Origin of the sequence: Nocardiopsis ganjiahuensis DSM 45031 (genome assembly GCF_000341085.1) — a bacterium.
Taxonomy (GTDB): Bacteria; Actinomycetota; Actinomycetes; order Streptosporangiales; family Streptosporangiaceae; genus Nocardiopsis; species Nocardiopsis ganjiahuensis.
The window spans coordinates 120,312-138,369 of sequence record NZ_ANBA01000008.1 but is presented as its reverse complement, the minus strand read 5'-3'; the positions used below and the strand labels follow the sequence as shown (position 1 = coordinate 138,369).

Here is an 18,058-nt window from a genome sequence, read left to right as displayed (position 1 = left end):
CCCCGCGCGGCGCCCACCTCTCCCCTCCTGGCCGGATCAGGATCTGGGCTGGGCCTGCTGGTCGCCCTGCCAGATCGGCAACTGCTGGTAGTACTGCGCCTGTTCGGCCAGTGCGACGTCCTCCTGGCGGTCGCGGACGCACTTGGCGAGCGTGAACGTGGACGTGATCACGAACAGCACGCTCATACCGAGGAAGGCGCGCATCCACAGGTCCACGGGCAGGTAGAGGATGCCGACGCCGACTCCGACGGAGGAGACCGCGAAGGCGATCATCGACTGGAGATAGAACTGGGGGGTCGACCGGGGCTGGGGGATCGGTGCGTTCATGCACCCATGGTGGCCGGGACCGCCGGTCAGCACCTGAGTACGGCTACTCATCAGTACGGAACGACTCGCCCCGAGGGCCGCGCGATCCTCAGAGCGGCACCTGGTCGCGGTCGGGGACGAACGCGGACAGGTCCAGCCCGGGGTCCTCACCCATCGCCAACCGGGCGGCCACCACCCCCTGGAAGGGGCCGTAGGTCAGCCCCTGCGAACCCAGCCCCGTGGCGACCAGCACCCCCGGCAGGCGTTCGACCGGGCCGAGCAGCTGCCGGCCGTCGTGGGTACCGGGTCGGAAACCCACCCGGGTCTCGACCACGCCGGCGTCGGCCAGCTCCGGCAGTACCTCCAGCGCCGTGGACAGGTTGTGCAGCATCCCGGAGGCGGTCACCCTGCAGTCGAACCCCGCCTCGGGCTCGGTCGTGCCACCGGTGACCACCCGGTCCGGAGCGAAGGCGCTCACGTAGTAGTCGCGTTCACCGAAGCGCACCACCGGCCAGCCGCGGGTGTCCCGGCCGGGGAGCGCGAAGTGGGTCATCTGGCCGCGCACCGGGTGCACCCCGAGTTCGACCCCGGCCACCGACAGCAGCTCCGCCGACCACGCCCCGGCCGCCACGATCACCGTCGGCGCCTCCAGGTCCTCGGAGCCCACCCGGACCCCGGTCACCCGGTGCCCGTTCCACAGCAGACGGGCATCACCCCTGAAGTAGCGCAGCCCGCGCTCCTCGGCTGCGTTGAACAGCGCGGCCCGGGCCCTGCGGCCGTCGAGCCGGGCCATCCCCTCGACGTACACCCCGCCGTAGGGTTCGGGCACCAACGGGAAGTGCTTTCTCGGCTCCCCCTCGGCCAGCCGCTCCACCCGCCCCATGGTCGCGAACTCGGGGCGCTCGGACAGCGTGCGCAGCAGCTCGAACCCCGCGTCGTCGCCCTCACGGTCCACCGACATCCCGCCGACCACCTCGTACCCGGTGACCTGGCCGTCCTCGGCCAGCTCGGCCATCAGCTCCGGGTAGTGCTCGGCGGCGCGCGCCTTGAAGCCCCACAGCGGCGGCGCGTCCCACGGGAACGGCCACGGGTACACGATCCCCGTCCCGGCCGCCGTGGCCTGCCCCAGGCGTGCGGAGTCCACCAGCGCCGTGGACACGCCCTTCTTGGTCAGGTGGAACGCCGCGCTGGCCCCCACGATCCCGCCGCCGACAACAATCACGTCCATGTGTCCCACCCTGCCCCCACCGACCTCTCCGGACAAGCCGTTCGACCCGCGTGCCGGTCCCCGAAACGGGGTAGGGGATCGCGATACGCTGCGGCTTTTCCGACGGAGCCCGGCCCCTTCGCTCCCTTTTCCCTTCCAGGAGGTCGCATGGACGGTTACACCTACTACGGGGTCGCCCTGATGCGTCGGCCCGGCCCCCGGCTGGCGGACGGCATCGTCACGCACATCGCCCGCACCCCGGTGGACCCGGTGCTGGCCGCGCGCCAGTACACCATCTACCAGGAGACGGTCGCCTCGGCCGGCTGGCGGGTGCACGAGATCGACCCGGCCCCCGAGCACCCGGACTCGGTGTTCGTGGAGGACCCCCTGGTGGTGTGCGAGGACCTGGCGGTCCTGACCCGCTCCGGTGCCGAGGCCCGGCGCGGCGAGATCGAGGGCGTGGAGGCCGCGGTCCGCACCCTGGGGCTGAGGGTCGCCCGGATCGAGAAGCCCGGAACCCTGGACGGCGGCGACGTCCTCCAGGTCGGCGAGACCGTCTACGTGGGCGTGGGCACCAGGACCAACGAGGACGGCGCCGACCAGCTCGAACAGCTCCTGGCCCCGCTGGGCCGCAAGGTCCACCGGGTCGCCCTGGGCGAGGTCCTGCACCTGAAGTCCGCGGTGACCGCGCTGCCCGACGGTTCGTTCGTCGGCCTGCCCGAACTGGTCGAGACCGCCTCGCTTCCGCCGATCCGCCGCGCCCCCGAGGAGCCGGGAGCCCACGTGCTGCCCCTGGGCGGACGCGACGTCCTGGTCAGCGCGGCCGCATCCGAGACCATCCACCAGCTGACCGCGGACCACTGGCGGGTACTGCCGGTGGACATCTCCGAGTTCGAGAAACTGGAGGCCTGCGTGACCTGCCTGAGCGTGCTGATCCCCGACCGGGACCGGCCCGACCGCGGGTAAGGGGTCCTCTCCGGGGCGGACGCGCCCCGGAAGGCCCGCCCGTCACCCTCCACCACCCTCAACGGTCGCCTCCGGCGCAGCCCTGCCCGCCCGTCACCCTCCACCGCCCTCAACGGTCGCCTCCGGCGCAGCCCAGCCCGCCCGTCACCCTCCACCGCCCTCAACGGTCGCCTCCGGCGCAGCCCAGCCCGCCCGTCACCCTCCACCACCCTCAACGGTCGCCTCCGGCGCAGCCCTGCCCGCCCGTCACCCTCAACGGTCACGCTTCGCGCGCGGCACCATCGGGCCGCGGCTCGACCAGCCCTGGTGGAGAACCTGACAACCGTGTCTTTCTGAATCGGCCCCGCCGGTCGACCCCCGTCCCGCCAGTGAAGTGAGCCCTGGACAGGTTGCCGCCATCGAAGACGGCGCCGGTGAAGTCCTTGCCTCGCCAGCGGGTGTCCCCACGCAGGTGGTTGCCGATGATGCGGATGATGGTGTGGCACACCTCGCGGAAGGAGCCGAACTCCAGCTCGCGCTTACGGTGTTCCTCCCGGCGGGCCTTGCCGGCGTCCTTGGTGGCGCTTCAGGAGCAGGGGTGTAGGGCATACGCAGGTAAGCGCAGAGCACGTCGATGACCGTCTGCACCAGGTCCTCGCGCCCATCGGGGCGTCATCGGCCGTGGACTGCGGCGTGCTCGCTGCCCAGCCGCTCGCTGGCGGTGGTGAAGCGTTCGGTGAACAGCTTGGTGGTCTCGCCCTTCTCACCGTTTTCGGTGGTGCGCCGGCGCCGGTAGGCGATCATCAGCAGCGCCACACCGCCCAGGTCGGCCATGACGGCGAAGTCGCGGGTGGCAATGGCGTCCAGGGCTTCGTGCAGGGAGTGGAAGCCCACCCCGGCGCGGCGCTGGCGATCGAGCTGCTGGGTGTTCTGGAGTTTCACTCCGACAACTCCGCGCACCGGCCCGTCACGACGCCCTGGACCTGGGCTCGCGTCCGGACCTCGGTGTGGGGGCGGGAGCGGGAGGCCCCGCCCCCGCGTGATCACCTGGTCTCAGCGGAACGCGGCGACATTACGGGCGGCCCAGTCGGCGAAGGGGTGCGGGGCGCGGCCGAGGACCCTCTGGACGTCGGGGCTGATGCGCAGTTCGGCCGGGTTCGGGGAACCGAGGATGTCCAGAGTGTCGTCGGCGAGTTCTGCTGGCATGCTCTGGGCCATGGCGGCCTTGGCTTCGTCGCGGGTGAACTCGTGAAACCTCACCGGTGAGCCCAGCGCAGCGGCGATGGCCTCTGTCTGCTGGCGCGGAGTGATCACCTCCGGGCCGGTCAGTTCGTAGACGCCGCCGGTGTGCCGGTCATCCAGCAGGCAGGCCGCTGCGACCGCGGCGATGTCCGCCGGGTCGATGATCGGCACCCCGATGTCGCCGAAGGGCGCGGCGACGACCTGTTGCGTGCGGACGGACTCGGCCCACCACAGGGCGTTGGAGGCGAAGCCGCCCGGCTGGAGGATGGCCCACTCCAGGCCGGACTCCCGCAGCATGTCCTCCAGTGCGCGCATCGCGATCCGCGTGGGGCCGAAGGGTCTGGTCACCACGCCCAGGGTGGAGAGCAGGACGACCCGGCGAACCCCGCTGGCCTCAGCTTCTCTGATGATGTCGGCAGGGTTGGCTCCCGTGGCGTGCAGGTCGCCGGACAGCAGCAGGAACAGAGCCTTCGCTCCGGTCAGCGCGGGTTTGAGGCTGGCCGGCTCGGACAGGTCGGCCACCACGTGGCGGCCGCCGTTCGGTACCGCCGCCGTGTGCCGTGACACCGCCGTCACCTGCTGGCCGGCCTCGGCCAGCGCCTGCGTCAACGGTCGGCCGATGTTTCCGGTAGCCCCGGTCACTACGATCATGATCAGCTCCTTGTCGGATGTCTTCTGTGGTCCTCATGCTAGGAGCGGGGGCTAACTTTTGGTAAGGGCATACCTTGAGGTAAGCTCATGACATGACAGAAGGCGCGCAGCACAGACAGGCCGAGGCGGGGGGGCATTATGACGTGTTTCATACCGACTGTCCCGCGCGTGATGTGGTCAACCACGTGACCAGCAGGTGGGGTGTCTGGGTGCTGATCTCCTTGCGGGGCAGCAGCCTCCGCTTCTACGAGCTGCGCGAGAGCATCCAGGGCATCAGCGAGAAGATGCTCGCCCAGACCCTGCGCGCGCTGGTCCAGGACGGCCTGGTCTGGCGGGAGGTCGAGCCGACGACGCCGCCCCAGGTCACTTACGGGCTGACCGGGTTCGGCCGGGACGTCGGCGAGCCGCTGACGGAGCTGTTCGACCGGATCACACGGCGGCTGTCGCCGGGCAGCGCAGGGTAGCGCGGCAGCGGCTGGTGCACACCCGCGAGGTGAGGGACGGCATGGGCGCACAGGATGGGCCCTATGGCACCCCGGAGCCCCACATCACCTGCTGCCTGTGCCGCAACCGCACCCGGCCAAGGACGACGCCCATCCCCTGGACGCCGAGTGGCAGCACCGGTTCCCCGCCAGGGTCGGGGCCCTGACCCTGTCACGAGTGCGCCCTGCGCACCGGGGCGTGGGCAAGAACCGCCTCACCGAGTGCCGAGCAACCCGCGGGTAGACCCGGTTCTTGCGAAGCCGCGGCGGTCTTCGCGGTGAGCCGGGCGGCGGGAATCGCGCCCCGTTCACCCGCTCAGGTGCGGTGAAGGGCATCCACTTGCCGGTGAGCCCGGCGTTGACCGGTACGGCCACCTCCTTGCGTTCGGTCTCGTTCTCGGCCAGGTTCACGCCGTGGCGCCAGGGGTGCATCGCCTCTGTCCTTTCGTTGCAACTGGCCCGCCGCGACGGCGCCGAGGCCACGGTCATGATGGGCTGCCGGCACCGAGGAGCCGTGGGCCGGCAACGCCCCCGTTCTGCGCAGGGGCGAGGATCCCAAGGCCTGGCTCGACACGCTCCGGACCCTGCCCATCGGCCTGGGCGGGCTGCCCATCGGCACCGCGCATCAGATGGGCGGCGCGTGCATGGGCACCGACCCGACCGCGCCCTTCCGCGGGCCCGGTCAGAGCGGCTAAGGACGAGAACTGGGTCCGCTGGGCGTGGAGGGGTTCACCACCTGCACAGCCGCCCAGTGCCGGCCGACCTCCTGCGATATCGGATGGCGCCGTTCGGTACCGGCTGGCACAGTGCCGTGTGAGCAGGCAGTACCAACACGAGCGGCCGTGGTCCGTGAGGGCCTTCGGCAGCGGAGAAGAGGATTCATGGGCGGCGCGGTCAAACTGATCCGCAACGACGAGCTCACTTCCGTGGTGGAGTACGCCTACGCGGCCACGGCCGAGGCCCCTGCCCGGGTGGTGTGGACCGCCGGGGCCTGCCCGTTGGACGAGCACGGCGCCACGGTGGCCGTGGGCGACTACGCGGGCCAGGCCCACCAGGTGATGCGCAACCTGGTCACCGCCCTGCGCGGAGCAGGCGCCGAACTCACCGATGTCGTGAAGACCACGGTCTACGTGGCCTCCGACCGGCAGGAGCACCTGGTGGAGGCCTGGGAGGTGGTGCGCTCCCACATGGGTGAGCACGACGCGCCCGGCACCCTGCTGGGCGTTTCCGTGCTCGGGTACGACGACCAGCTGGTCGAGGTGGAGGCGGTGGCCGTCACCTCCTGAGGCCGTCGGGCACCGCGGTGCCTCCGCGTTCTCGGAAGGTACGCCGGTAGGCCTGGGGCGGGACCCCGAGAGCGCGGTGGAAGTGCCTGCGCAGGGTCGCCGCGGTGCCCATCCCGGTGCGGGCGGCGACCTGCTCCACCGCGTCGTCAGTGGTCTCCAACAGTTCCTGGGCGCGGTGCACGCGCTGGTGGTGCAGCCAGCGCAGCGGGGTCAGGCCGGTCACGGCCACGAACCGCCGGGTGAGGTTCCGCGTGCTCATGCCGGCCTGCCGGGCCAGGTCCGATACGGTCAGCGGCTCGTCCAGGTGGGCGCTCGCCCACTGGATCAGGCCGGCGAGTGCGTGGCCGGGTTCCCCGGCCGCCGGTGCGGCGACGAACTGGGCCTGGCCGCCCGCCCGGTGGGGCGGGACCACGAGGCGGCGGGCGATCGCGTTGGCCACCCCCGCACCGTGGTCGGTGCGGACGATGTGCAGGCACAGGTCCATTCCGGCGGCTTTGCCCGCCGAGGTCAGCACCGTGCCCTCGTCTGTGTAGAGCACGTCCGGTTCCACCCGGACCCGGGGGTAGCGGGCGGCGAGCGCGTCGGTGTGCATCCAGTGGGTGGTGGCGCGGCGCCCGTCCAGTACTCCGGCGGCGGCCAGCACGAACGCCCCGGTGCACAGCGACACGATCCGCGCGCCCCTGCCGTGGGCGGCGCGCACGGCCTCCACCAGGTCCGGTGGCGGATCCGCGGCGACGTCGTCCAGGGCCGCGACGATCAGGGTGTCCGCCTCCGCCAGGGCGTCGAAGCCCTGGAGCGCCTCAACACTCAACCAGTCACCGAGCCGGGTCCGGCCCGGACCGCAGATCCCGAAGTCGTACCAGGGATCGGCCAGGCCGCGGTCGACCCCGAACACCTCCAGCGCGGAGGCGGCCTCGAACAGCATCGCGCCGTCGTACAGCGCCAGTCTCACGGACCCAGTCATGTCCGAAAGTGTACGCATGAGGTCGTTTCAGCCACTCGTGGAGGAGGCCTCGAACGGACAGCATGGACCCATGAGCCACCACCAGACCGTCGCCGTCTTCGGCGCCTATGGCCACACCGCCCTCTTCGTGCTCGGGGAACTACGCCGACGCGGCCTGACCCCCGTCCTGGTCGGCCGCGACCGCGACCGACTGCACGCCCTGGGCCGGGCGTACCCGGACTCCCCCGTCCGGGTGGCCTCCGTCGACGACCCCGCCTCCCTGGACCGCGCGCTCCTCGGAGCCGACGCGGTCGTCAACTGCGCGGGGCCCTTCGCCGACACCGCGCCCGCCCTCATCGACGCGGCGCTGCGCGCCCGCATCCCCTACCTGGACGTGGGCGCGGAGCAGGCAGTCGCGCTGGAGACCTTCCACAACCGGCAGGAGCAGGCCCGCGCGGCCGGGGTGGTGGTCGTCCCGGCCCTGGCGTTCTACGGGGGACTGGGCGACCTGCTGGCCACCACGGCGATGGGCGACTGGCCCGAGGCGGAGGCGATCGACATCGCGTTCGGGCTGGACAGCTGGGAACCGACCCAGGGCACACGGAAGACCGGGCGGCGCAACGCCGGACGGCACGTGGTCTACACCGGGGGCCGCTTCGTGCCTCCGACGGAGAACCCCGATCCGACCCTCTGGGAGTTCCCCGAACCCCTGGGGGTCCAGGAGGTCACCGAGTTCTCCACCGCCGACCAGGTCACCGCCTCCCGCCACCTGCGCACCCCGGACATCCGCGCCCACATGAACCTGGCGCCCCTGCGTGACGTGCGCGATCCCGCCACCCCGGCGCCGTCGGCGGCGGACGGGAGCGGGCGTTCGTCGCAGACCTTCCTCGTGGACGCGGTCGTGCACCGGGGCGGACAGCGGCGGCGGGCCAGCGCCTCGGGCCGCGACATCTACGCGGTCACCGCTCCGCTGGTCGCCGAGGCCACCGCCAGGGTGCTCGACGGTCGGATCCGTGAGGGCGGGGCCGGCGGCGTGTACGCAGCCGGAGAACTCTTCGACGCCGAGGACTTCCTGCGGGCACTGGCCCCGGAACACCTGAGCCTGGACCTGCCGGCCCGAGCCGAGAACAGCGCCTGAGGCCGGCTCAGCCGCGGGCGCGGTGGGCGGCCACCCGTTCCCTGGTGGCGCAGCGGCGCGAGCAGTAGCGGCGGCGGCTGCCGTGCGCGGTGTCGATGAACACCCGCTCGCAGCCGCGCGCCGCGCACACCCCGCCGGGCAGCCGCTGCCGGTCGCTGATCAGCAGGGCCAGCAGCATGCCGGCCGAGGCCAGGAACCACTCGGCCAGAGGCGCCTCCTCGTCGTCGCTGTCCACGTGGATGTGCCAGGTGAAGGCTCCGCCGTGGTTGCTCAGCCGGGGCGGGTGCGCGGCGCGGGCGAGGAGGGCGTTGACCCGTTCGGCGGCCAGGTCCAGGGAGTCCGCGGTCAGTACCGGGCGCAGTTCGCCGGCGGCCGTGCGCAGGTCCGCCACGTCCTCCGCGGTGGTCGCCGGGTCGGTCTCGCCGTGTTCGCGCAGGACCGCGGTGATCTCGTCGGGGGTGACCTCGGGGTCGGCCAGGGTGTTGAGCAGGTCGGTGGTCCGGTCGACGAGGCCCTGGATCGCTCCCACGGCGATGACGTGGGGTTCCGGCCTGGCGGGTTCCGGGGCGGTGGGAGTCGGCATGGGGCCAATGTAACGCCCATGGTGCGTTCTGGCGTTACTCCGTACCGTCAGGTGGATGACCCAGCGCCATGCCCTGCCCCGGTACCTGTTCGGGGCCGCCGCGGCCCGTACCGGTGACGAGATGTCCGGCCCCGCCCTGCTGCTCCTGGGGGTGGCGGCCACCGGCACCGCCACCACCGGTTCGGCGCTGCTCGCGGCGATCACCGCGACCGCCGCCCTCGGCGGACCCGCGGTGGGCGTCCTGCTGGACCGGGCGCTGCGCCCCGGCCGGGTCCTGGCCACCGTCCTGGCGGTCTACGCGGCCGGGCTGGCCGCCGTGGCCCTGCTGCTGGGCCGCCTCCCCCTCGTGCCCGTGCTGGTACTCGCCCTGGGCATCGGCCTGCTGGGCCCGGCGCTGTCCGGCGGGTGGACCGCGCAACTCCCCCGCCTCCTGCCCCCGGCACGCACGGCCGGGGCCAACGCCTGGGACGCGATGACCTTCAGCACCGCCGGCCTGGTCGGCCCGGCGCTGGCCGGGGCGGTCGCGATCGCCGCCGGTACCACCGTGGCGGTGGCGGTCTCGGTGGCGCTGGTCGCCCTCGCCGTCCCGGTGGCCTGGTCCCTGCCCGCCCGGGAGCGTCGTCCCGAACCCGCTCCGGTGCTCGGCGAACTGGTCGCCGGAGCCCGCGCGGTGCTGGGCAACCGGGCGCTGCTGCGGGTCACCCTGGTCACCACGGTGTCCATCGCCGGTACCGGCATGGTGGTGGTCAGCGCGCCCCTGCTGGGTGAGAGCCTGCTGGGCGGACCCGAGCGCGGCGCGATGCTGCTGTCGGTGACGGCCGTGGCCGCGGTGCTGGCCAACCTGGTCCTGGCCCGCCGCCCCCTGCCGCTCCGTCCGGACACCGTGGTGCTGGTGTGCGTGCTGGCGCAGGCGGTGGGCGTGGTGGGGTTGCTCCTGGCCCCCTCCGCTCCGTGGCTGATCCTGGCCGCCTCGGTGGTGGGTGCCGCCGAGGGCCCCCAGTTGACCCACCTGTTCGCGATCCGCCACCGGGAGGCGCCCGAACGCCTGTGCACCCAGGTCTTCACCACCGCCGCGAGCCTGAAGGTGAGCGCCTTCGCCGCCGGGGCCGCCCTGGCCGGACCGCTCGCCGACCTGGCCCTGCCCCTGTGCCTGGCCGCGGCCGCCGCGGTTCAGGTGTGCGCCGCTTTGGTCCACGTGGCGGTGCGCTCCACCCGTTCCCCGCGTTCGGCCCGCCGGCAGCGGTCCAGGCGCTGAGGCGGGCCCGAACAACGCGTTCCTGTGTCCGGGGCCGACCGTCCGGGTCAGCCGTACCGCTTCCGCTGTCGGTGAGTGCAGGACCGAAACTGACCTGCACCCCTGGCAGACTTCGGGCATGAAGTCGACATCGGCCCGGCTGCTCCAGCTCCTGTCCCTCCTCCAGACCCGCAAGGACTGGCCCGGCGCGGACCTGGCCGACCGCCTGGAGGTCAGCCCGCGCACGGTCCGCCGCGACGTGGACCGGCTCCGTGAGCTGGGATATCCCATCCAGGCGACCATGGGCACCGGCGGCGGTTACCAGCTGGGCGCGGGCGCGGCCCTGCCCCCGCTGCTCCTGGACGACGACGAGGCGGTGGCGGTCGCGGTGGGGCTGCGCACGGCGGCCCAGGGCGGGGTCTCGGGGATCGAGGAGACCTCGGTCCGGGCGCTGGCCAAGCTCCTCCAGGTGCTGCCCTCCCGGCTTCGCCGCCGGGTGGACGCGCTGGGCACGTTCACCGTCCCGATGCCGGGCGAGGGGCCCACGGTCGACTCCGAGGCCCTCACCCTGGTGGCGGGCGCCTGCCGTGACAGCGAGCGGCTGCGGTTCGACTACGAGCGCCACGACGGCACCACCGGCCGCCGGGTCGTGGAACCGCACCGGCTGGTCTCCCACGGGCGCCGCTGGTACCTGGTGGCCTGGGACACCGGCCGCGACGACTGGCGCACCTTCCGGGTGGACCGGATGCGCCCGCTGACCCCGACCGGCCCGCGGGTGCCCCCGCGCGAGGCGCCCGAGCAGGGTGTGGCCGCCTACCTGGCCGACCGCATGAACCTGCAGATGTGGCCGATCAAGGCGCGCATCCGCCTCAACGTGTCCGCCGAGGCCGCCCTGGAGGGGCCGGCCGCCCGCTACGGTCCCATCGAGGCGGTGGACGAGCACTCCTGTGTGCTGCTGTGCGCGGGCGAGGACCTGGTGGGCATGGCCTGTTACCTGGGCATGCTGGAGATGGAGCTGGAGGTCGTGGAACCTCCGGAGCTGCGCGAGGCGATGGCCCGCCTGGGCGAGCGCTTCACCCGCGCGGGCCGGGCCCCGGAGGAGTGAGTCCCACGGCCGGTGCTTGAGAGGTTCAGACCCTGTCCTGTACTTCGCTCAGGTCGATGTCGATGGGGTAGGGCTGTTCGACCTTGACCCGACCGTGGTGGATCCCGGTGACCACATAGCAGGACCTGACCGGTTCCAGCTCATGGACGTAGACCACGGGACTCCCGTCGTTGTCCTCGATTCGCCAGAAGTGCGGGATCCCGGCCTTGGCGTACAGCACCGGCTTCCGGAGGCGGTCACGTTCAGCGGACTCGGGTGAGACCACCTCGATCGCCAGGAGTACTGAGTCAGCCGTGTACCCGGTCTGGTCCTTGCCGGTGGAGGCGTCCGCCCTCACCACCATCAGATCCGGCTCGGGGCGCTGCCTCGGTGCCAGGGTCACCGAGATCTCTCGGCGGACTCTGTACTCGCGGGGGGTCACCAGGTACAAGGCAGCCACGAGTACGTCGATGAGGACGCTGTGGAAGACCTTCTGAGGGCTCACGAGGACGAGGCTCCCGTCGATCAGTTCGGTGTGCGGAGGCAGGTCGGGCAGGTTGTCCAGGTCCTCGGCTCTGAAGCCCTCCGTCGGCGGGATGAGCCAGTCCGGCACCGGCTGAGCGCACATCTTGCCTCCACTGATCGAGTCCTCGACACGAGAATAGCCTCAGACAGGCCGTTTCCACCCGGCTACGCCGAAGAGCTCGCCGGGCGCATGAGTAGGCGTACTCACGGAAAGTGGGTAGGAACGCTGATGAGCGGGCAGCTCTCCTCGCCTTAGGTTTCCGACATGACCTACCTCCTCGCCGGCCACACCGCGATGGTCCTCCACTACCTGTTCCTGGCCTATGTCGTCTTCGGCGGGTTCCTCGCCTGGAAGTGGCCGCGGATGTTCTGGCCGCACCTGTTGGTGGCGGCGTACGCGCTGGGGATCGTCGTCATCGGTTGGCCGTGCTTCCTCACCGACATCGAGAACTGGTCGCGGCTGAACACGGGCCGCGAGGTGATGGAGAACGGGTTCATCGACCACCACATCACCGGTGTCTTCTACCCGGACGAGCACCTGATGACCTCGCGCTACGTGATCGCGGGCATCGTCGCCACCGCCTACGCGGGGCTCGCGTGGAAGCTGTACCGGCGACGGTCGGCGGAGGCGGTGGGCACCGTGTCCGGGTAGTCCCGGGAACCTCCGCTTGGGTCAAGTCGACACGGGAACGCCACAAAGCCGCTACGTTAAGGAGTCGTTTACTTCCGTAGAGTGATGAAAGTGGGGCTTCCGCGTGCCCGACCAGACCCGACACCCCTGCCCGGAACTGCGCGAACTCAGTGTGCCCCCGGTGATCCGCCCGCTACGGCCGGGCTACCGCGTCGCCCGCTGGGACAACCCCACCGCGCTGACCCCGCAGTGCCGGGAACGCCTCCACTCCGCCCTGCGCGACCTGGCGGCCCGGGCGTTCGGAGCCGACCACTCCGGCTACTGGCGGACCCGGATGGCCTCCGGCTTCTTCGACCAGATCTCCTCCCTCGCCCTGATCCTGGGCCCCGGCGACGTCCCGGTCGGCTGGGGCGGCTACCACCGGCACCGGTTCGCCTCCCGCCGCGCCCTGTACCTGGACGCCACGGGAGTGGTCCCCGCCCACCGGCGCTTCGGGCTCTCCGCGGCCCTGATGACCCACTTCCTGCACCGCGAGGTGCTGACCCATCCCCTGAGCAACACCTACGTCGTCCTGCGCACCCGCCACCCGGCCGTCTACGCCGGTTGGCGCAAGGGCCTGGGCCGCGCACGCGTCTTCCCCCGCCAGGACCGCCCCGTCCCCGGCCTGGTCCGCAGGATCGCCTCCGACGCCGCCGACTGGCTGGGCGACGGTCCTCGGCTGGAGCCCGACACCCTGCTGGTCCGCGACGCCTACCGGATGTTCGACGGCGAGATCTACGGGGTGGCACCGCGCAGCGGCGACCGCGACCTGGACGCGCGCTTCGCCCGCGAGGTGGGTCCCAAGGACGCCGTCCTGGTCGTGGCCCGCATGGGCGTGCTGCCCCTGGCCCGGTGCGCCCTGGGCCGTCTGCTGAACTCCCGGCCGAGCCCCGCGCCCGCCACCGGCGGCCGACCCGTCCCCGGCGCGGTCCCCGAGAACCTCACCGCACGGGCCGCACCCACCGGTGCGGGCGCGGGCGGGCTCATCCCAGGGGGACGGCTTTGACGTTGGCGGGGCTGTAGACCAGCCCGCCCGCGTCCCGGATCTGGTCCATGACCACGGCCAGCCGGGCACTCTCCGCCCAGGGCATGTCCGGGCTCTGGCGCTCACCGGCGGCCAGGCACCGGGTGACCTCCTCGATCTCGTACTCGTAGCCGTTGGCCCGGAAGGGGCGGTGGAACCGCTCGGGTTCCCGCCCCTGCCGGTGCAGGACGAGCTCGCTGGCGGTCCAGAAGGCGGGGAGTTCGATCCACCCGGCCGTTCCGGCCAGTACCGCGCGGTTGGGCAGGGCGGTGCGCGAGGCGCAGCCGAGCGTGGCGCTCACCCCGTTCTCACCTCGGACCAGAACCGTGGTCTGGGTGTCGACCATCCGGTCCGGGGACAGCTGGCGGGTCGCGCCCACCACGGTCAGCTCGCCCAGGTACTGCGAGGCCAACGCGAGCGGGTACACACCCAGGTCCAACAGGGCTCCGCCGCCCAGGTCGGCGTTGAACAGGCGGTGGTCGGGGTTGTAGGGGACGTTGATCCCGAACTCGGCCGAAACCGAGCACAGTTCACCGATCGCCCCGTCGGCGACCAGTTCGCGGGCCAGCCGGGGGGCCGGCAGGTAGCGCGTCCACATCGCCTCCATCAGGAAGCGGTCGTTGGCCCGGGCGGCCGCCATCATCTCCGACACCTGCAGGGCGTTCATCGCCATCGGCTTCTCGACGAGTACGTGCTTGCCCGCGTTGAGCATCAGAAGCGTGTTCGGGTGGTGCCAGGGGTGGGGCGTGGCCACGTACACCACGTCCACCTCCGGATCGGCGGCCAGCTCCTCGTAGCTGCCGTAGCGGTTCGGGACGTCCCAGGCCCGCCCGAACTCCTCCGCGCGCGAGCGTGTGCGCGAACCCACCGCCGTGACCCTGGCCGAGGGTGCGGCCCGCAGTCCTTCGAGGAAGGAATGCGCGATCGCGCCGGTCCCCACCACGCCCCAGCGCGTCCCACTGTCTTCTTGTGTCATACGGGCATCCTAAAAACACGGTCATGTCCGGGTCGAGGCGGGTAAGGTCCTCGGATTCGGAGCGTCGGAACCGTACGGTGGCCGAGGAGGCCACAACACGCGGGATACGACGTGTGGAGGCCGCACACGTGAACGGAGGAGGAATGTCGGAGACACTCGCCCGGAGGTTGGGGGTCGAGCCAGGGGACCGGCTGCTCGTCCTCAACGCCCCGGAGCGCTACCTGCGCCTGCTGGACCCCCCGCTCGACATCCACATCGACCTCGGTCCGGTCGAGGGAGCCGAGTACGACGACGTGCACCTGTTCGCCCTGGACCGGGGCACCGTCGACCGGGAGGGTCCGCGTGCCCTGGAGCTCGCGGCCCCCCGGACCCGGCTGTGGGTGTGCTTCCCCCAGCGGGGCGGCACCATCATCACGGACCTGGCCGCGGACAAGGGCTGGGACGCCCTCACCGACGCCGGATGGCACAGCACCGCCCAGGTTCCGATCGACTCGGACTGGGCGGCACTGCGCTTCGAACGACGCTGACCCTTCGGGGGCGGACCGGGGCGGGACCTAGTTGCTGATCCGCACTCCGCCGCTGACGGTGCTGACGTCGATCCGGCTGTCGGAGTCCGAGGCGGTGTCCACGTCGAAGTCCCGCTCACCGGAGACCGACTCGCCGGTGATGTCGTAGGACTCGTCCGGCACCGTGGCCCGGACTCCGCCGCTGACGGTCTCCACCGACATCAGGTCGAAGGGGGCGTCGGTCCTGACCTCGATCTCACCGGAGACGGAGGAGGCCTCCAGGGCGGTGAATCCGCCGCCGAGCTTCTGGGTGCCGCTCACCGACTCGGAGCGGACCTCGTCCGCCTCGAAGCCCGAGGCGTCGATCCGACCCGAGGTGGTGGACAGGTCCAGCAGGTCACCGGAGCCGGTGGCCGTGATCTGACCGCTGGTGGACTCGGCCGTCACCGAACCCTCGACGCCGTCGAGCTCGATCGCTCCCGAGACCGTCTCGACATCGACCGCCCCGACCTGGTTCGCCACCTGCACGCTGCCGCTGGTGGTGTGCGTGGTGAGCTCACCCTCGATGTTGCTGGCGGTGATCCTGCCGCTGACGGTCTCCACCGTCACCCGGGTTCCGGCCGGGACGGTGATGTCGTAGTTCACCGAGCAGCCGGAGAAGAACAGCAGCCCCGAGCAGTCGGTGTCGATCTCCAGCTGGCCGCCCTCGGCCTCGATGTCCTCGTCCGGCTCCGAGACGGGGCTGCCGCTCAGCTCGCGCTCCACGACGACCTCGTCCCCGTCACCGCCCCGCAGCTCGACCCGGCCGCCGGTGGAGTTCTCCAACTCGATCTCGGCGACCCCGCTGAAGGAGTCCGTCCGGTCCGAGTGGTTGACCGTCATGTTGCCCAGCACGGAGAACGCGGTGAAGACCACCAGGCCCACCACGAGCACACCGCCCAGCAGCATCCACGGTCCCCGCCGGAACCGGCCCGGCTCCTTGCTCGAGGAGGCGTACAGGCCTCGTGCTTTGAACGTCATCTTCTTCCCCTTCTCGGAAGGCGTCGCCCTCCTTCTCAGTCGGTGCTCCGTCAGTCCTGGTCGGCGCCGCGCAGGTAGCGCAGCACCGCCTGGACCCTGCGGTGGTCGTGGTCGTCCTGACCCAGGTCGAGCTTGGTGAAGATGGACCGGATGTGTTTCTCCACGGCCCGTTCGGTGATGGTGAGCCGGTCGGCGATCCCCGCGTTGTTCAGCCCCTGGGCCATGACCTCCAGCACCTCGCCCTCACGCGGGGTGAGGCGCTCCAGAGACCGGTCCAGATGCCTGCTCAGCAACTGCGAGACCACTTCGGGGTCGATCGCCGCCCCGCCGTCGGCCACCCTGCGCAGCACGGTCAGGAACTCGTCGATGTCGGCCACCCGGTCCTTGAGCAGGTAGCCCACCTTGGAGGCCCCGCCCCCGAGCAGGTCGGCGGCGTAGCGGCTGACCACGTGCTGGGACAGCAGCAGGACCGCCACCTCGGGATAGGTCTCGCGGATCTTCAGCGCCGCCTGGATACCCTCCTCCGAGTAGGTGGGCGGCATCCTGATGTCGACCAGGCACAGGTCCGCGTCCGGGTGCTCGGCGACCACTGCGAGCAGCGCGTCGGCGTCTCCCACCGCCGCGACGATCTCCACCCCCGAGTCCTCCAGCAGCCGGACCATGCCGCTGCGCAGCAGCACGGAGTCCTCGGCGATGATCACTCGCGGCCCGGGCCGCTCCTCGTGTGTGTCGGCCGAGTTCACGGTCACGCCTCCCATGGAATGTTCGCGGTCAGGACGGTTCCCCCACCGGTCGGGCTGTGGACGGTCAGCACACCGTCGACAGCGTCCACCCGGTCCCACAGCCCGTAGAGACCGGTGCCCGCCTCGGGGTCGGCGCCCCCGCCCCCGTCGTCGGTGACGGACACCCGCAGCAGGTCCCCCTTGCCGCCGCGGCCCCCGACCCGCTCGGCGACCACGGTGACCTGCTCGGCCGCGGCGTGCTTGGCGACGTTGGCCAGGGCCTCGCAGACCACGTAGTAGGCCACGCCCTCCGCACGCGGGGAGGGGCGTTCGTCGAGCCGTACGTCCAGCCGGACCGGGACCGGGGAACGCCCGGCCGCGACCGGCAGAGCCGACCCGAGCCCGTGGTCGGTCAGGACCCGGGGGTGCAGACCGCGCGCCACCTGGCGCAGTTCGGTCATGACCTCCTTCGACTCCTCCTGGGCCTCGGTGATCAGCTCCCGGGCCCCGTCGGGGTCGTGGGCCAGCCGGGCGCGGGCCCGGGTCAGGGTCATCGTCAGTGCGAGCAGGCGCTGCTGGGCGCCGTCGTGCAGGTCGCGTTCGATGCGCCGGCGTTCGGCCTCGGCCTCGTCGACCATGCGCAGACGGCTGTCCTGGACGTGCAGGAGGCGGCGCCGCATCCGCACCTCGGGGGCGTCGAAGAGCAGCAGCCTGTGCAGCAGGACCTCCGAGGCGATCATGTACGGGGCCAGGCGCAGGCCGATCAGGGCGGCCAACGGGCCCGCCACGACCAGGACCAGCGGCCCCGCCAGGTCTCCGGGAGAGCCCTGGGCCAGGATGTACACGATGCCGAGGAAGGCCCCGGCCGCCGCGGCGCCGCCGCACACCACGAGCACCGCGACCAGCCCTCCGGCGAGCAGGCCGTGCAGTCCGGCGACGGTGCTGTAGACCACCATCGACCACGCCTCCCGGCCGAAGAGGAACCGCCACACGCGCGCCCAGGGGTTGTCGTCGGCCATCGGGTCGGGCGGTCTGGTCTCCACGATCCCGAACACGTTGGCGATCCGGTCGCGCTGGAGCCGGCAGGCGAAACGGGCCAGCAGGGTGGCGGCCAGGGGCAGGAACACGAGGAACCCGAGCGCGTCCCTGGCGATCCGGGCGACGGGGAAGTCGATCGAGACGTCCGACCAGGGCAGGTACAGCCCCACTCCGACCCAGGAGGCCGCTGTCACCAGCAGCGTCGCCGGGATCAGGTAGAACAGGGCCAGTACCAGGGAGGTCATCAGGTGCAGGACCTCGACCAGGAGACTCCGCCAGCCGTTCGTTCCCGCCCCGGGCAGGAAGGGCGCGTCGACCGGAGCGATCAGCCGGGTCCAACCCCGGCCTCCGCTCCGCTCCGCCTCTGGCGCCTGTTGTTCGTGTGTGCCGCTCACAGGACCAATCTAGGTTTCCGGGGGGTCCGGCACGAGGCCATCAGCACGAGGAACACGGGTGGTGCCAGCACTACCGGCCTG

The 18,058-nt window shown here is 71.8% G+C and carries 21 protein-coding genes; 9 read left to right on the top strand and 12 right to left on the bottom strand.

Features of this window, described 5'->3' with window-relative positions:
* Positions 1-36: 36 nt before the first annotated feature.
* Positions 37-327: a YiaA/YiaB family inner membrane protein gene (locus D458_RS0109265; RefSeq protein WP_017586456.1), complete on the bottom strand. Its 291-nt coding sequence runs from the start codon at positions 325-327 to the stop codon at positions 37-39.
* An 88-nt stretch (positions 328-415) separates the two neighbouring features.
* A complete protein-coding gene (locus D458_RS0109260) occupies positions 416-1,534 on the bottom strand; it encodes an NAD(P)/FAD-dependent oxidoreductase (protein WP_017586455.1) in 1,119 nt (372 codons plus the stop codon).
* A 147-nt stretch (positions 1,535-1,681) separates the two neighbouring features.
* Between D458_RS0109260 and ddaH the strand changes: the two genes are divergently transcribed.
* On the top strand, positions 1,682-2,479 hold the full coding sequence (gene ddaH / locus D458_RS0109255) for a dimethylargininase (protein WP_017586454.1): 798 nt from the start codon (positions 1,682-1,684) through the stop codon (positions 2,477-2,479).
* Between the two features lie 259 nt (positions 2,480-2,738).
* Here the strand turns inward: ddaH and D458_RS37505 are convergent, their stop codons facing one another.
* From D458_RS37505 to D458_RS0109245, 3 genes are all read right to left on the bottom strand, one after another.
* The gene (locus tag D458_RS37505; protein WP_239647925.1) at positions 2,739-2,966 is read right to left on the bottom strand and encodes a pentapeptide repeat-containing protein; all 228 of its coding nucleotides are present in this window, start codon (positions 2,964-2,966) and stop codon (positions 2,739-2,741) included.
* Positions 2,967-3,130: 164 nt separating this feature from the next.
* Positions 3,131-3,400 (bottom strand): hypothetical protein, encoded by a 270-nt coding sequence (locus D458_RS37500; RefSeq protein ID WP_017586453.1) that lies wholly within the window; start codon positions 3,398-3,400, stop codon positions 3,131-3,133.
* A gap of 111 nt (positions 3,401-3,511) precedes the next feature.
* Positions 3,512-4,351: an SDR family oxidoreductase gene (locus D458_RS0109245; RefSeq protein WP_026119138.1), complete on the bottom strand. Its 840-nt coding sequence runs from the start codon at positions 4,349-4,351 to the stop codon at positions 3,512-3,514.
* 143 nt (positions 4,352-4,494) lie between these two features.
* Between D458_RS0109245 and D458_RS0109240 the strand changes: the two genes are divergently transcribed.
* Positions 4,495-4,815, top strand: a complete 321-nt coding sequence (locus D458_RS0109240) for a winged helix-turn-helix transcriptional regulator (protein WP_373295649.1) — start codon at positions 4,495-4,497, stop codon at positions 4,813-4,815.
* 899 nt (positions 4,816-5,714) lie between these two features.
* Positions 5,715-6,119, top strand: coding sequence for a RidA family protein (locus tag D458_RS0109235; RefSeq protein WP_017586449.1), 405 nt, complete (start codon positions 5,715-5,717; stop codon positions 6,117-6,119).
* Here D458_RS0109235 and D458_RS0109230 read toward each other — a convergent pair.
* Positions 6,109-7,083 (bottom strand): helix-turn-helix domain-containing protein, encoded by a 975-nt coding sequence (locus D458_RS0109230; protein ID WP_026119136.1) that lies wholly within the window; start codon positions 7,081-7,083, stop codon positions 6,109-6,111. The genes D458_RS0109235 and D458_RS0109230 overlap by 11 nt on opposite strands.
* A gap of 70 nt (positions 7,084-7,153) precedes the next feature.
* Between D458_RS0109230 and D458_RS0109225 the strand changes: the two genes are divergently transcribed.
* Positions 7,154-8,200, top strand: a complete 1,047-nt coding sequence (locus tag D458_RS0109225; protein WP_017586447.1) for a saccharopine dehydrogenase family protein — start codon at positions 7,154-7,156, stop codon at positions 8,198-8,200.
* Positions 8,201-8,207: 7 nt separating this feature from the next.
* On the opposite strand, the gene D458_RS0109220 is transcribed toward D458_RS0109225, so the two are convergent.
* Complete coding sequence (locus D458_RS0109220; protein WP_017586446.1) at positions 8,208-8,783, bottom strand: CGNR zinc finger domain-containing protein; 576 nt, start codon at positions 8,781-8,783, stop codon at positions 8,208-8,210.
* Between the two features lie 55 nt (positions 8,784-8,838).
* On the opposite strand from D458_RS0109220, the gene D458_RS0109215 reads away from it, so the two are divergent.
* Both D458_RS0109215 and D458_RS0109210 read left to right on the top strand, forming a co-directional pair.
* A complete protein-coding gene (locus D458_RS0109215) occupies positions 8,839-10,038 on the top strand; it encodes an MFS transporter (protein ID WP_017586445.1) in 1,200 nt (399 codons plus the stop codon).
* Between the two features lie 118 nt (positions 10,039-10,156).
* The gene (locus tag D458_RS0109210) at positions 10,157-11,122 is read left to right on the top strand and encodes a helix-turn-helix transcriptional regulator (protein WP_017586444.1); all 966 of its coding nucleotides are present in this window, start codon (positions 10,157-10,159) and stop codon (positions 11,120-11,122) included.
* Between the two features lie 25 nt (positions 11,123-11,147).
* Here the strand turns inward: D458_RS0109210 and D458_RS0109205 are convergent, their stop codons facing one another.
* Complete coding sequence (locus D458_RS0109205) at positions 11,148-11,729, bottom strand: Uma2 family endonuclease (protein WP_026119134.1); 582 nt, start codon at positions 11,727-11,729, stop codon at positions 11,148-11,150.
* 162 nt (positions 11,730-11,891) lie between these two features.
* On the opposite strand from D458_RS0109205, the gene D458_RS0109200 reads away from it, so the two are divergent.
* Positions 11,892-12,278, top strand: coding sequence for a DUF2784 domain-containing protein (locus D458_RS0109200; RefSeq protein ID WP_017586442.1), 387 nt, complete (start codon positions 11,892-11,894; stop codon positions 12,276-12,278).
* A gap of 103 nt (positions 12,279-12,381) precedes the next feature.
* Positions 12,382-13,302 carry a GNAT family protein gene (locus D458_RS0109195; RefSeq protein WP_017586441.1) on the top strand — a complete coding sequence of 307 codons (921 nt, stop codon included), beginning with the start codon at positions 12,382-12,384 and terminating at the stop codon, positions 13,300-13,302.
* Here D458_RS0109195 and D458_RS0109190 read toward each other — a convergent pair.
* Positions 13,280-14,296: a Gfo/Idh/MocA family protein gene (locus tag D458_RS0109190; protein ID WP_026119133.1), complete on the bottom strand. Its 1,017-nt coding sequence runs from the start codon at positions 14,294-14,296 to the stop codon at positions 13,280-13,282. The two genes, D458_RS0109195 and D458_RS0109190, sit on opposite strands and share 23 nt — an antisense overlap.
* Positions 14,297-14,439: 143 nt before the next feature.
* Here D458_RS0109190 and D458_RS0109185 point away from each other — a divergent pair, with 143 nt between their 5' ends.
* On the top strand, positions 14,440-14,823 hold the full coding sequence (locus tag D458_RS0109185) for a hypothetical protein (RefSeq protein ID WP_017586439.1): 384 nt from the start codon (positions 14,440-14,442) through the stop codon (positions 14,821-14,823).
* A 27-nt stretch (positions 14,824-14,850) separates the two neighbouring features.
* Here the strand turns inward: D458_RS0109185 and D458_RS0109180 are convergent, their stop codons facing one another.
* Genes D458_RS0109180 through D458_RS0109170 form a run of 3 tightly spaced genes read right to left on the bottom strand, consistent with a single transcriptional unit; the run spans position 14,851 to position 17,977 of the window.
* Positions 14,851-15,822, bottom strand: coding sequence for a DUF4097 family beta strand repeat-containing protein (locus tag D458_RS0109180; RefSeq protein WP_017586438.1), 972 nt, complete (start codon positions 15,820-15,822; stop codon positions 14,851-14,853).
* A gap of 50 nt (positions 15,823-15,872) precedes the next feature.
* Positions 15,873-16,580 carry a response regulator transcription factor gene (locus tag D458_RS0109175; protein ID WP_017586437.1) on the bottom strand — a complete coding sequence of 236 codons (708 nt, stop codon included), beginning with the start codon at positions 16,578-16,580 and terminating at the stop codon, positions 15,873-15,875.
* Complete coding sequence (locus tag D458_RS0109170) at positions 16,568-17,977, bottom strand: sensor histidine kinase (protein ID WP_017586436.1); 1,410 nt, start codon at positions 17,975-17,977, stop codon at positions 16,568-16,570. Before D458_RS0109170 ends, D458_RS0109175 begins: the two co-directional genes overlap by 13 nt.
* Between the last annotated feature and the right edge of the window lie 81 nt (positions 17,978-18,058).

Excerpts from the sequence above, each read along its gene's own strand:
- D458_RS0109265 (WP_017586456.1), bottom strand. The coding sequence starts at position 327 with ATGAACGCACCGATCCCCCAGCCCCGGTCGACCCCCCAGTTCTATCTC.
- D458_RS0109260 (WP_017586455.1), bottom strand. The coding sequence starts at position 1,534 with ATGGACGTGATTGTTGTCGGCGGCGGGATCGTGGGGGCCAGCGCGGCG.
- ddaH (WP_017586454.1), top strand. The coding sequence starts at position 1,682 with ATGGACGGTTACACCTACTACGGGGTCGCCCTGATGCGTCGGCCCGGC.
- D458_RS0109245 (WP_026119138.1), bottom strand. The coding sequence starts at position 4,351 with ATGATCGTAGTGACCGGGGCTACCGGAAACATCGGCCGACCGTTGACG.
- D458_RS0109235 (WP_017586449.1), top strand. The coding sequence starts at position 5,715 with ATGGGCGGCGCGGTCAAACTGATCCGCAACGACGAGCTCACTTCCGTG.
- D458_RS0109230 (WP_026119136.1), bottom strand. The coding sequence starts at position 7,083 with ATGACTGGGTCCGTGAGACTGGCGCTGTACGACGGCGCGATGCTGTTC.
- D458_RS0109225 (WP_017586447.1), top strand. The coding sequence starts at position 7,154 with ATGAGCCACCACCAGACCGTCGCCGTCTTCGGCGCCTATGGCCACACC.
- D458_RS0109220 (WP_017586446.1), bottom strand. The coding sequence starts at position 8,783 with ATGCCGACTCCCACCGCCCCGGAACCCGCCAGGCCGGAACCCCACGTC.
- D458_RS0109215 (WP_017586445.1), top strand. The coding sequence starts at position 8,839 with ATGACCCAGCGCCATGCCCTGCCCCGGTACCTGTTCGGGGCCGCCGCG.
- D458_RS0109210 (WP_017586444.1), top strand. The coding sequence starts at position 10,157 with ATGAAGTCGACATCGGCCCGGCTGCTCCAGCTCCTGTCCCTCCTCCAG.
- D458_RS0109205 (WP_026119134.1), bottom strand. The coding sequence starts at position 11,729 with ATGTGCGCTCAGCCGGTGCCGGACTGGCTCATCCCGCCGACGGAGGGC.
- D458_RS0109200 (WP_017586442.1), top strand. The coding sequence starts at position 11,892 with ATGACCTACCTCCTCGCCGGCCACACCGCGATGGTCCTCCACTACCTG.
- D458_RS0109190 (WP_026119133.1), bottom strand. The coding sequence starts at position 14,296 with ATGACACAAGAAGACAGTGGGACGCGCTGGGGCGTGGTGGGGACCGGC.
- D458_RS0109185 (WP_017586439.1), top strand. The coding sequence starts at position 14,440 with ATGTCGGAGACACTCGCCCGGAGGTTGGGGGTCGAGCCAGGGGACCGG.
- D458_RS0109180 (WP_017586438.1), bottom strand. The coding sequence starts at position 15,822 with ATGACGTTCAAAGCACGAGGCCTGTACGCCTCCTCGAGCAAGGAGCCG.
- D458_RS0109175 (WP_017586437.1), bottom strand. The coding sequence starts at position 16,580 with ATGGGAGGCGTGACCGTGAACTCGGCCGACACACACGAGGAGCGGCCC.